The following is an 11922-nucleotide window of genomic DNA, read 5'->3' as shown; positions in this document are numbered from 1 at the left end:
CGACCTCGGCGACCCGGAGGTGCGGGCCGAGGCCGAGAAGCGGCTGCGCGTCCTGCGTTCCGAGGTGGGTCGTTGACGCTCCGTTCCCGGTCTCTGAGGGCTCCGTTCCGGGGTCGTCCAGAGGCGTGGGGAGATGGGCGGAAGTGGCTCGTGAGCCGATTTAATGCTCGGCCGATTCCTTTGCTATGGTTGCCCGGCAGCGATCCCCTGTAGCTCAACTGGCAGAGCAGCCGGCTGTTAACCGGCAGGTTGTTGGTTCGAGTCCAACCGGGGGAGCCAGCCAGGTGAAGGGCGGTCCCGATGGGGCCGCCCTTCACGCGTTCCCGGGGTGCGGGAGTGCCGAGTCGGCCGACGCCGCCCATGCGCCTCTGGCTGCACAACACACCGGGGAACAGACAACGCACCCGGTTCGGAACCCGGTGCGTTGTCGACACGCCGGTGTGTTGCGGCGAGGGACGAGTCCGTCTCAGTACCGAGCGGGCGTCTGGGTGTCGTCGGGTGCGGTTGACTCGACGTCGGCGGTGGCGTCCGTGCCGACCCTGGCGCCCGCGATCGTCGCGCGCCCTCGAGCGCGAAGCCGCCGCTCGACATAGCCGGCGATCCGGCTGAGCGCATAGTTGATGACGATGAAAATGATCGCGATGACGATCATCGACGGGACGATGTTGCCCTTGTACGACCCGATCTGGGAGTACGTGGTGAGGAGCTCGGGATAGGTGATGATCTGCCCGAGCGCCGTGTCCTTGAGGACGACGACGAGTTGGCTGACGAGCGCGGGCAGCATTGCCGTGATGGCCTGTGGCAGCTGGATGCTCCGAAGCGTCTGCCCCCTGGTCAGACCGATCGACAGACCAGCCTCCGCCTGGCCCTTCGGGAGGCTGCCGATGCCGGAGCGGATCAGCTCGGCGACGACGGACCCGTTGTACAACGTCAGTCCGGTGACGACGGCGGCGAACGGGTTGATGTCGCTGGTGAACACGTTGTTGTTGGCGTAGAGGTAGAACGCGGCGATCATCATGATCAGTACCGGCACCGAGCGGAAGAACTCGACGACGACCGTGGAGATCCAGCGGACGACGCCGTTGTGCGACAGCCGTCCCAGCCCGAACACGACGCCGAAGATGCTCGCCAGGACCACTGAGAGAGCGGCCGCCTCGATTGTCTTGATCAGGCCCGGGATGAGGTAGTCGAACCAGATCTCCCCGGTGAGGAACGGGCTCCACATCTCGCCGGCGAGGTTGCCCTTCTCGCCGAGCTTCCAGAGCGCGAAGGCAAGGAACGCCAGGATGAGCACGACGCCCACGCCGGTCAGGGCGAGATGGCGAGCACGGGCCTTGGGACCAGGTGCATCGAAGAGGACCGAGGAGCTCATCGCTTCACCGCCAGACGGTTCGACAGGTAGGTGGTGAGGACGCCGACCGGAAGGGTCAGGATCACGAAGCCGATGGCGACGATGAGGAAGATCGGCAGCAGCAGGTCGGAGCGGAACTCGATCATCTGCTTCATCAGGCCGCTGATCTCGGCCACGCCGATGGCGGTGGCGACCGTCGTGTTCTTCGTCAGCGCGATCAGGGTGTTCCCGAGCGGGGTGATGGCGCCGCGGAACGCCTGGGGGAGGATGACCTCCCTGAGGCTCTGCCCGAACGTCAGGCCGATCGAACGCGCCGCCTCCGCCTGACCGACGGGCACGGTGTTGACCCCGCTCCGGAGCGCCTCGCACACGAAGGCCCCGTGGTAGAACGACAGCGCGATGATCGCCCAGATGATGTTGTCGCGCGCGATGTCCTCGCTGAAGCTGAAACCGAGGTTGACGATCATGACGATGTTCGCGGCGATGATGAGCAGCGTCAGCGGGGTGTTGCGGAAGGTGTTGACGTAGAAGGCGCCAGCGCGTTGGAACACGCCGACGGGACAGACCCGCATGATGGCGACGATGGTGCCGAGGATGAGAGATCCGATGGCGGCGAAGATCGTCAGCAGGATGTTCAGGCCGAAGGCGGCGAAGATGTTGTACTGGGCGAACAGTTCACCCATGTGCGGTCCTCCTCGGGATACGAGGGTGGGGAGGCGGAGCGGGCTCGGGCCCGATCGGAGCGGGAGGTATGCCGCTCAGCTCGGCGCGCTGAGCGGCATACCTCACGTGTGGCTCAGATCTGGCAGGACGGGGTGGGCGGGTTGCCCGGGCCCGGGGTGTAGTTCGCGGGGCCGAGATTCTTCTTGACCGACTTCTCCCATTCGCCGGACGAGATGAACTTCTTGAGAGCCTCGGTGACCTTGTTGCAGAACTCTTGGTCGCCCTTCTTGAGGCCCACGCCGTAGTTCTCCGTCGAGAACTTGTTGCCGACGAGCTTGAGCTTGCCCTGGTTCTGCGCCTGGGCCGCGTAGCCTGCGAGGATCGTGTCGTCGGTCGTCAGCGCATCGACGTTGCCTGCCTTGAGGGCGTCGACGCAGAGGCTGTAGGTGTTGTACTCCTGCAGGTTGACGCCGGGCACCTTCTGCTGCAGGTTGGTGGCCGAGGTCGAGCCCTTGACCGAGCACAGCTTCTTGTTCTTGAGGCTGTCCGGGCCGGTGATCGACGAGTCGTCGGCGCGCACGAGCAGGTCCTGGCCGGCGACGAAGTACGGTCCGGCGAAGGACACGTCCTTCTTGCGCTTGTCGGTGATCGAGTAGGTGCCGACGATGTACTTCACCTGGCCCGTCGAGATGAGTGTCTCGCGCTGGGACGAGACCGCCTCGACGAACTGCGGTGTGACGCCGAGCTCCTTGGCGACGTAGTTGGCGACGTCGACGTCGAAGCCGGAGTACTTCGAGCCCTCCTTGAGGCCGAGGCCCGGCTGGTCGAACTTGATGCCGACCTTGACCGTGTTGCCTGAGCCGCTGCCACTGCCGCCACCACAGGCGGCGAGGCCAAGGGCGGCGGCCGACGCGACGGCGGCGACGGCGATGCGGGTGAACTTCATGTGGGTTGTTCCCTCTCCTGTAGGTGCCGGGGCGGCCATCGCCGCCGCATCGGCGACTGATCAGTGCGTGAGGATCTTGCTGAGGAAGTCCTTGGCCCGGTTGGACTGGGCGTTGTTGAAGAACTCCTCGGGAGTGTTCTGTTCGACGATCTCCCCGTCGGCCATGAAGACGACGCGGTCCGCGGCTCGGCGCGCGAAGCCCATCTCGTGGGTCACGACGATCATCGTCATGCCGGACTTGGCCAGGCTGGTCATGACGTCGAGGACCTCGTTGATCATCTCGGGGTCGAGAGCGGAGGTCGGCTCGTCGAAGAGCATGACCTTCGGGTCCATCGCGAGGGAGCGGGCGATGGCGACGCGCTGCTGCTGCCCGCCGGAGAGCTGGGCCGGGTACTTGTCCTTCTGCTGCGCCACACCGACCCGCTCGAGCAGCTCGAGGGCGCGCTGCTCGGCAGCGGCCTTGTTCTGCCCGCGGGCCTTGATCGGCCCGAGCGTGACGTTCTGGAGGATGGTCTTGTGGGCGAACAGGTTGAAGGACTGGAAGACCATGCCGACATCCGCGCGAAGCTGTGCGAGCGCCTTGCCCTCCTCCGGCAGCGGCTGGCCGTCGATGAGGATCTGCCCGGACTCGAACGTCTCGAGGCGGTTGATGGTGCGGCACAGGGTCGACTTGCCGGAGCCGGACGGACCAAGCACGACGACGACGTCGCCCTTGCCGACGGTGAGGTTGATGTCCTTGAGGACGTGCAGATCACCGAAGTGCTTGTTGACGTTGTCCACGACGACGATCGGCTCGCGCGAGGTCCGGGCAGCGTCACGTGTGGGATCAGGCGCCATGGCCGGGGTGGAATCGTCCATTCGCGCAACCTATCGGGTGGCAGCCATCGGGGCGAGTCTCAACCCCCTATGTACCCGAATCGTGAGGTCAGTGCTGGCTGGTCGCGGTGCCGCTCGCGAGGAGTGCCTGTGTCGTCGTCTCGACCGTTGCCGCTGCCCTGCCGGTCGCGATGGCCGTCGCCGTCGGACAGGTCGACGCCGTGCACTGGGTCGGGCTAGCGGTGGCCGTCGTGGTGGCCGTCGTGCTGTCAGTTGTGGTCGATGTTGTTGTGGGCGGCTCGCTCTCCGTGGTGGTCGAGCAGCCACACGAGGAGCTGTCCGTCGGGCTGTCCGTCGGTGACGATGTCACCGACGCACCCGTGGCCGAGGTGGTGCTGGAGGTCGGGCTCCCGTCCGGCTTGGGTGCGGGAGTTGTCGAGCCGGTCGCCGTCACGGGTGGGGAGGTCGACGTAGTGGGCGGTTCCGTAGTGCTGGCGCTCGGTGACGGCACCGGGTCGGTCGTCGAGGACGGGCCGCTGGGCTTGGAAGTGGTCCGGACGATGCGGGTCGGGCGCGGTGGCATCGGGGGCTGATGGCTGCGTATCGCGCCGGAGCTGCTGGAGCTGGCTGCCGGGGACGGCACGGCCGCCGAGATGGGCACATCGCCGTCCTCAGCCGGGGTCGGCAGGGCTCCGGGAGCGCCGGCCTCGACCTGTGGGGCGACCTGGAAGGGCACCTCCGAGGTAGAGGTGGCCGGCAGCCCGAGGTAGGGGGCCGGATCGACGTAGTTGCCGTCGAGGATGACGTCGAAGTGCAGGTGGCAGCCCGTGGACCAACCGGTCGTACCGACGAGACCGATCACCTGACCGCGCCTGACGACGTCGCCCTGTTGCACCAGGAACTGTGACATGTGGGCGTAACCGGTCTCCAGGCTCGTGCTGTGCCGGATGATCACCCGGCGACCCCAGGACGGGGTGATGGCGGCATACACGACCTGGCCGTCGGCAGCGGCATGGATGGGAGTGCCGCAGGCGGCTCCGAGGTCGATCCCGGTGTGGAACATCGGCCGCCCGAGCAGCGGGTGGATGCGAGGGCCGAAGCCCGACGTGACCGGCCCCTGCAGAGGCCAGCTCAGCCCCGCTGTCGCCGACAGGCTGCTGACGGGCTGGCTGGCCGCGAGCGCGAGCGAGGGAAAGAGGAACAGGTCGTCGCCGGCGAGCTGCTCAAGCTCCTGGACCACGGCGGCCGATGCACCCGCGGCCTGCAGGCCCGGGGCCCGTCCGCCGCCGGCGGCGTTGCTGCTGGCATCGCCGGCCGCCCCGGGCTCCCCTGGAGTGAGGGCTGACCCGTGGGCACCCGCGGCCAAAACCACCCGTTCATCGGGAGTTGCGCCGCTGCCGCTGAGGAAGGGCAGCATCGCGACAACGAGCAGGAGGGCCAGCAGCGAGGTGATTCGGCGACTCACGTGGACGGTCAGCACACGAGTCTCGCGCTCCGATCCCCCCATGTCCTTGATACGCAAGGCCACCCCCCACGGGACGTGTAGCAGTCGACTCTGGCAAAACGCGGGGTTGCGGCCGGCCCTCCCAGTCGACCGCTTCCCAACTCCTCCCCACGATAGGCACCGAGGTCCGCGTGCGGGGCCGAGTCGGGGAGGTCGTGACCAATGAGGCAGATGGGGCCAGGATCAGCCGAAGTAGCTGTCAAGCATCAGCCGAAGCCCAGACGTCAAGCATCAGGCGGAGTCATACAGGTCAGTGGTGGGGCAGCAGGGGCTTGAACCCTGGACCGACGGATTATGAGTCCGCTGCTCTAACCGGCTGAGCTACTGCCCCGGGCGGCCGCGTCGTGCTCGTCCGGAGGCCGCCGGGGGAGTCTATCCGCCGTCGGGACGGTCAGTCGCGCTCGGTACGCTCGGGGCGACCGCCACCACGACGAGGAGCACCATGACCGAGGGCATCCGGGCCGCCGCGATCGACGATGTCGAGCCAGGGGAGGCGCTCGTCCTGCCCCTGGAGCTGACCGGCACGGACGAACCGATCTCGCTCTTCCGGGACGACGACGGCACGTACTACTGCATGGATGACACGTGCTCGCACGAGGAGGCCTCTCTCGCGGACGGCTGGATCGAGGCCGGTGAGGTCGAGTGCCCGCTGCACTCCTCGCGGTTCTGCCTCAGCAACGGGCGACCGATGTGCCTGCCGGCGACGGAGCCGGTCCGCACCCACAAGCTCGAGATCCGCGACGGCGAGATCTACATCTTCCCGGGAGTGCCTGCCGAGAGCGCGCTCGACTGAATCCGAACGAACCTCTGGTGCGATTGTTCCAGATGGGGCACAATGGGCACCGGCCCGCGCAAGCGGGCTGAGTGACATACAACTCGACACAAAGAAGCACGACCCGGCACAGCCGGCCTGACAGCGCAAGGTCGTTGGGGAAGACGTCCCTTGCACTGGAGGAGGTTTCGGATGTCTGCCGTGATGTCGCGCACCATGACGCGTGGGGTCCTGTTCGTACACGGCACCCCAGCCGCGCTGTGTCCCCACATCGGTTGGGCCGTCGAGGCGGTGCTCGAGCACCCGGTGAGCTTCGACTGGATCGACCAGCCCGCCGCGCCGCGGATGGTCCGCACCGAGCTGTCGTGGAGCGGGCCGGTCGGCACCGGGGCCGAGCTCGCGAGTGCGCTGCGGGGCTGGCAGGGCCTGCGCTTCGAGGTGACCGAGGAGGCGACCGCGGTCTCGGACGGCTCCCGGTGGTCCTACACCCCGACCCTCGGGATCCACCATGCCTGGACGTCGGTCTCCGGGGACGTCGTGGTCAACGAGGACCGGCTGCGTGAGGCGATCGCCCGCAACGTCGGCGACCCCGAGGGCCTGCAGGACGAGATCGACCTGCTCCTCGGTGCGCCGTGGGACGACGAGCTCGAGCCGTTCCGCTACGCGGGTGACGGCGCGCCGGTGCGCTGGCTGCACAAGGTCGGCTGAGGCTCCACCCGCCCGGTCCTCCAGCAGGGCGGGTGGCACGGTGAAGGCCCGGACGGTTCGTGCGTCCGGGCCTTCACCATATATACCGCTCAGTTCGTAGGCCGTTCAGCCGGCCTTCGCGTCCGCTCAGTAGGTGCGGATCGCGAGCGCGACGTTGTGGCCGCCGAAGCCGAAAGAGTTGTTGAGGGCGAGCAGGTCTCCGTCCGGCAGCTTCCGGTTCTGGGTCACGACATCGAGGGGGATCGCGGGGTCCTGGTCCTCGAGGTTGATGGTGGCCGGGATGACCCGGTTGTGCAGGCTGAGGACCGTGATGACGGCTTCGAGGGCACCGGCGGCACCGAGCAGGTGGCCGGTCATCGACTTCGTCGCCGTGATCGCGATCTCGTCGGTGCGCTCACCGAAGGCGCGGCGGATCGCGTTGTACTCGGCGATGTCACCGACCGGGGTCGATGTGGCGTGCGCGTTGATGTGGACGACGTCCTCGAGGGAGGCGCCGGCGTTGTCGACGGCGAACCGCATGGCCCGGGCGGCGCCGGAGCCCTCAGGCTCGGGCGCGGTGATGTGATGCGCGTCCGCGGACATGCCGACGCTCGCGAGCTCGGCGTAGATCCTGGCGCCGCGCGCCTTGGCGTGCTCCTCCGACTCGAGGACGACGACCGCCGCGCCCTCGCCGAGGACGAAGCCGTCACGGCCGACGTCGTACGGCCGGGAGGCCTTCTCGGGGGCGTCGTTGCGGGTCGAGAGCGCCTGCATCGCGGCGAAACCGGCGATCGGCATCGGGTGGACGGCCGCCTCCGTGCCGCCGGCGACGACGACGTCGGCCCGGCCGGAGCGGATCATCTCGATGGCGAGGCCCATGCTCTCGGCGCCGGACGAGCACGCGCTGACAGCGGTGTGCGACCCGGCGCGGGCGCCGATCTCGAGGGATACCGCCGCGGAGGGGCCGTTCGGCATGAGCATCGGCACCGCCAGCGGGTAGACGCGGCGCGGGCCCTTCTCCTTGAGGACGTCCCACTGGTCGAGCAGGGTCCAGACACCACCGATGCCGGAACCGATCGCGGTGCCGAGCCGCTCGGGGTCGATCTCAGGGGCGCCGGCATCCTGCCACGCCTCGCGGGCCGCGATGAGGGCGTACTGGCTCGAAGGATCGAGGCGCCGGGTCTCGACCTTGGCGAGCACCTCGCTCGGCGGCGTGTGGATGGTGGCCGCGAAGTGGACCGGCAGCTCGTACTTGGCCACCCAGTCGTAGTCCATGGTGCGGGCGCCGGAGCGTCCGGCGAGGATGGCGTCCCAGGTCTCGGGGACGGTGCCGCCGACCGGGGTCGTGGCTCCGAGCCCAGTGACCACGACGCGCTGGTCGCGAGTGGACGTCATGATGAGGTGCTCCTCTGTCGAAGAAGGGTGTAGGGGGAGGGACGTGTCCGGCCCCGCCTCGCGGGCCGGGCACGCCGGAGGTCTTCAGCCCTGGGCGTTCGAGATGAAGTTGACCGCGTCGCGGACGGTCTTGAGGTTCTTGACCTCGTCGTCCGGGATGCGCACGCCGAACTTTTCCTCGGCGTTGACCACGATCGTCATCATCGAGAGGGAGTCGATGTCGAGGTCGTCGGTGAAGGACTTGTCGAGCTCGACCTGGTCGGTGTCGAGACCGGTCTCCTCGTTGACGATCTCGGCGAGACCCTCGAGGATCTCCTGCTCGGACTGTGCCATCTGTCTGCTCCTTGTGTTGGGTGGCGGGTGCTACCTCGGTCCCGATTACCCGCGGGACCAGCGGGAGATCGGATGTCGTCAGGGAAGGACGATGACCTGCGCAGCGTAGACGAGACCGGCACCGAAGCCGATCTGCAGCGCGAGGCCGCCGCTCGGGATCTCCTTCTCGGCGAGCATGCGGGTCGTCGCGATCGGGATCGACGCAGCCGAGGTGTTGGCCGTGGTCACGATGTCCCGTGCGACGGGAATGTCCGGCGGCAGCTTCAGCTGCTTGATCATCGCGTCAATGATCCGGATGTTGGCCTGGTGAGGGATGAAGGCGTCGAGGTCGTCGGCCGTGATGCCGGCGGCGTCGATGGCCTTCTGGGCCACGGGCGCCATGCCCCAGACCGCCCACCGGAAGACGGCCTGGCCCGCCATGCCCAGCGACGGCCATTGCGGCGCCTCGGTGACCTCCGGCTCGCCGGCCTCCTCCAGCGGAGGACCGCCCGCCGCCTCCTCCATGGTCCGGCCGCGGAAGTTCTTGCGGATGTCGGTCCACGGCTGCGTCTGGCTGATCGTGTCACGCTGCGTGCCCTCGGAGCCCCAGATCGTCGGGCCGATGCCCGGGATGTCCGAGGGGCCGATGACGCAGGCGCCAGCGCCGTCGCCGAAGATGAACGCGGTCGACCGGTCATACGGGTCGGTGAAGTCCGACAGCTTCTCGACGCCGATGACGAGGACGTGATCGGCGGAGCCGCTGCGCACCATGTCGCTGCCGACGGCGACGCCGTAGCAATAGCCGGCGCACGCGGCGGAGATGTCCATCGCGGGGGCGGTGGAGCCGAGCCGGGCCGCGAGCTCGGGCGCGGCCGCCGGGGTCTGGTACGGGTGGGTCACGGTCGCCATGAGGACGAAGCCGATCTGCTCAGGCGTCACGCCCGCGTGCTCCATCGCCTGCCGGGCCGCAATCTCGGCCATGTCGATGACGCTCTCGTCGGGCGCCGCCCAGTGGCGGCTGACGATCCCGGATCGCTCCCGGATCCACTCGTCGCTCGAACTGATCTGGTCGACGATCTCGGCGTTGGGGACGACTCGGGCCGGCCGGTACGCCCCGACACCCATGATCCGCGAGTGGCGGGTCGGCATCGGGGACAGGAGGGTGCCGGTGCCCTTGGGGGCGGGCGCTGTAGCGGAGCTGCTCACGAGGTGCCTTCTCAGTCGGTGGGGTTGGAGGTGCCGGCGTGCTCGCGGATGAGGTCGCGGGCGGCATCCAGGTCGTCGGGGGTCTTGAGCGCCACGGCTGGGACGCCCTTCATGGCGCGCTTCGCCAGCCCGACGAGGGTGCCGGCGGGGGAGACCTCGATCAGCGCGGTGACGCCGAGGTCCAGCATCGTCTGCATGCAGAGGTCCCAGCGGACCGGGTTGCTGACCTGGCCCACGAGTCGCTTCAGGACGTCGGTGCCGTTCGTGACGACCTCGCCGTCCGCGTTGGAGAGGAGCTTGCCCTGCGGGTCCGCCGGCGTCAGGGTGGTCGCCAGCTGCGCCAGCCCTTCGACGGCGGGGGCCATGTGTGACGTGTGGAAGGCACCGGCCACCTGGAGCGGGATGATCCGAGCCTTCGCCGGAGGGTCAGCCGCGAGGGCGGCCAGCTGCTCGAGGGTGCCGGCCGCGACGATCTGTCCGCCGCCGTTGACGTTGGCCGGGGTGAGGCCATGACGCTCGATCGTCGCGAGGACCTCGTCCTGGTCACCGCCAAGGACGGCCGACATGCCGGTCGGGGTCAGCCCACTGGCCGCTGCCATGCCTCGACCGCGCTCCCGCACGAAGTCCATCGCCCGCTCCTCGGGCAGGACACCGGCCGCGGCTGCCGCGGTGATCTCACCGACGGAGTGGCCGGCCCACACGTCGACGACGTCGATGGAGTGCTGGTCGAGCAGGGCACGAAGGGAGACGAGGCCGGCTCCCACGATGAGTGGCTGCGCCACCGCCGTGTCCTTGATCGCGTCGGCGTCGGAGGTCGTGCCGTGCTCGACGAGGTCGAGCTGAGCGGCATCGCCGAGCCGGGTCAGGTGGTCACGCGCGCCGGGCAGCTCGAGCCACGGCGTGAGGAAACCGGGGGTCTGGGAGCCCTGTCCAGGGCAGACGATGGCTAGCACGCTTCTAGCATTCCCGAATCCGAGCGGACATGACGCCTCCGAATCTCACCAATCCGCCGATTGTCCCTTGGAGGTTTCCTCCAAAGGGCGTGGCCGCATGAACCTGGGTGCGGGGGCCTCGGGGGTCGCGAGCTTGCCGAGGGTCAGGGCGATGCGGACCGCCCAGGCCTCCCGCGGCGCGGCGAGGTCATAGCCGATCAGCTCGCAGATCCGGCCGAGCCGGTAACGCACGGTGTTGGGGTGCACGAACAGGCTCCGCGCGGTGGCCTCCAGCGAGTCGCCCTGCTCGAGGTAGGCCTCCGCGGTCTGGAGCAGCGGCCCGTGGGTGCCCTGCACCAGGGGCCGGTGGACCCGGGCGATGAGCGTGCGTCGTGCCCGCTCGTCCCCGGCCAGCGCGCGCTCGGGCAGCAGGGCGTCCGCCTCGACGATCCGCGGCGCGGCGGTCCAGGCGGGGGCGGCGGCGAGCCCGCTCATCGCCGCCCGGGCCGAGCGCCCGGCCGCGAACAGGTGGGGCACGGTGGGCCCGATGACGATGTGCCCCTCCCCGAAGTGATCGGCGACGGCAGCCATGAGGGGAACCGGTCGCTCGGTGCCGCCGAGGATGACGATGAGCTGGTTGCGCTGGACGATCACGAGCGCCTCGACACCCTCCCGGCGCACGGCCCGCCGGATCGAGTCGATGGCGGCGGCGGGCCCGGTCTCGGAGACGGGCGCCGTTCCCACGACGAACGTGACGTGGGCGACGCTGCCCCACCCCAGGGCGGTCGCCCGGGACTGCATCGACGCGTCGGCCTCGCCGCGGAGCACGGCGTCGACGACCAGGGCCTCGAGCCGCGCGTCCCATGCACCGCGCGCCTCGGCGGCACCGGCGTAGATCTCGGCCGCCTCGAACGCGATCTCGCGCGAGAAGAGCAGGACCGACTCGCGCAGCAGCGCCTCGTCACCCGGCTCGGCGAGTTCCTCGACGTGGGACTCGACGACGTCGACCACCGTGCGGATGAGGTCGATGGTCTGGCGCAGGCTGACCGACCGGGTCAGCTCCTGCGGAGCGTTGCCGAAGATGAGGTCGGCCGACGGCGCCACGTCGCCGTGGTTGCGGAACCAGGTGATGAACTCCGAGATGCCCGCCTCGACGACGAGCCCGACCCACGAACGCTCCTCGGCCGTGAGGCGCCGGTACCAGGAGTGCTCCTCCATGCGGCGGGTGGCGGCTAAGGCCAGGACGCTGGTGCTCCGGTCGACGGCGCGCGCCGGCGCCGGTGTAGGTGAAGTACGCCGTTGATAGATCACACGGTCATACAAATTCTACTTTTTATT

The 11922-nt window shown here is 68.8% G+C and carries 12 protein-coding genes and 2 tRNA genes; 3 read left to right on the top strand and 11 right to left on the bottom strand.

Going from position 1 to position 11922, the window contains the following annotated elements; all coding sequences use genetic code 11:
- The first annotated feature begins 203 nt into the window (after positions 1-203).
- Positions 204-279: transfer RNA gene (locus ACTHJJ_RS18610), tRNA-Asn, on the top strand.
- A 187-nt stretch (positions 280-466) separates the two neighbouring features.
- Here the strand turns inward: ACTHJJ_RS18610 and ACTHJJ_RS18605 are convergent.
- The 6 genes from ACTHJJ_RS18605 to ACTHJJ_RS18580 all read right to left on the bottom strand — a co-directional run bounded on the left by ACTHJJ_RS18605 (position 467) and on the right by ACTHJJ_RS18580 (position 5611).
- On the bottom strand, positions 467-1372 hold the full coding sequence (locus ACTHJJ_RS18605) for an amino acid ABC transporter permease (RefSeq protein ID WP_440304434.1): 906 nt from the start codon (positions 1370-1372) through the stop codon (positions 467-469).
- Positions 1369-2034, bottom strand: a complete 666-nt coding sequence (locus tag ACTHJJ_RS18600) for an amino acid ABC transporter permease (RefSeq protein WP_440304433.1) — start codon at positions 2032-2034, stop codon at positions 1369-1371. Before ACTHJJ_RS18600 ends, ACTHJJ_RS18605 begins: the two co-directional genes overlap by 4 nt.
- 113 nt (positions 2035-2147) lie before the next feature.
- The gene (locus ACTHJJ_RS18595) at positions 2148-2960 is read right to left on the bottom strand and encodes a glutamate ABC transporter substrate-binding protein (protein WP_440304432.1); all 813 of its coding nucleotides are present in this window, start codon (positions 2958-2960) and stop codon (positions 2148-2150) included.
- A 60-nt stretch (positions 2961-3020) separates the two neighbouring features.
- Positions 3021-3797, bottom strand: coding sequence for an amino acid ABC transporter ATP-binding protein (locus tag ACTHJJ_RS18590; RefSeq protein ID WP_440304437.1), 777 nt, complete (start codon positions 3795-3797; stop codon positions 3021-3023).
- An 88-nt stretch (positions 3798-3885) separates the two neighbouring features.
- Complete coding sequence (locus ACTHJJ_RS18585; protein WP_440304431.1) at positions 3886-5241, bottom strand: M23 family metallopeptidase; 1356 nt, start codon at positions 5239-5241, stop codon at positions 3886-3888.
- Between the two features lie 293 nt (positions 5242-5534).
- A tRNA-Ile gene (locus ACTHJJ_RS18580) sits at positions 5535-5611 on the bottom strand.
- A 111-nt stretch (positions 5612-5722) separates the two neighbouring features.
- Here ACTHJJ_RS18580 and ACTHJJ_RS18575 point away from each other — a divergent pair.
- Both ACTHJJ_RS18575 and ACTHJJ_RS18570 read left to right on the top strand, forming a co-directional pair.
- On the top strand, positions 5723-6073 hold the full coding sequence (locus tag ACTHJJ_RS18575) for a non-heme iron oxygenase ferredoxin subunit (protein WP_440304430.1): 351 nt from the start codon (positions 5723-5725) through the stop codon (positions 6071-6073).
- A 183-nt stretch (positions 6074-6256) separates the two neighbouring features.
- On the top strand, positions 6257-6760 hold the full coding sequence (locus tag ACTHJJ_RS18570) for a DUF3145 domain-containing protein (protein WP_440304436.1): 504 nt from the start codon (positions 6257-6259) through the stop codon (positions 6758-6760).
- A 126-nt stretch (positions 6761-6886) separates the two neighbouring features.
- On the opposite strand, the gene fabF is transcribed toward ACTHJJ_RS18570, so the two are convergent.
- The 5 genes from fabF to ACTHJJ_RS18545 form a co-directional block, all read right to left on the bottom strand.
- Positions 6887-8134 carry a beta-ketoacyl-ACP synthase II gene (gene fabF, locus ACTHJJ_RS18565; protein WP_440304429.1) on the bottom strand — a complete coding sequence of 416 codons (1248 nt, stop codon included), beginning with the start codon at positions 8132-8134 and terminating at the stop codon, positions 6887-6889.
- Positions 8135-8218: 84 nt separating this feature from the next.
- Positions 8219-8467, bottom strand: a complete 249-nt coding sequence (locus ACTHJJ_RS18560) for an acyl carrier protein (RefSeq protein WP_034720490.1) — start codon at positions 8465-8467, stop codon at positions 8219-8221.
- Positions 8468-8545: 78 nt separating this feature from the next.
- Positions 8546-9595: a beta-ketoacyl-ACP synthase III gene (locus ACTHJJ_RS18555; protein ID WP_440304435.1), complete on the bottom strand. Its 1050-nt coding sequence runs from the start codon at positions 9593-9595 to the stop codon at positions 8546-8548.
- Positions 9596-9663: 68 nt separating this feature from the next.
- The gene (locus tag ACTHJJ_RS18550; protein ID WP_440304428.1) at positions 9664-10605 is read right to left on the bottom strand and encodes an ACP S-malonyltransferase; all 942 of its coding nucleotides are present in this window, start codon (positions 10603-10605) and stop codon (positions 9664-9666) included.
- A 45-nt stretch (positions 10606-10650) separates the two neighbouring features.
- The gene (locus ACTHJJ_RS18545; protein ID WP_440304427.1) at positions 10651-11802 is read right to left on the bottom strand and encodes a PucR family transcriptional regulator; all 1152 of its coding nucleotides are present in this window, start codon (positions 11800-11802) and stop codon (positions 10651-10653) included.
- Positions 11803-11922 lie beyond the last annotated feature (120 nt).

Source organism: Intrasporangium sp. (assembly GCF_051961875.1).
Lineage (GTDB): Bacteria > Actinomycetota > Actinomycetes > Actinomycetales > Dermatophilaceae > Intrasporangium_A.
Note: the sequence above shows the minus strand (reverse complement) of the source record. Positions and strands in the feature narration are given on the sequence as shown.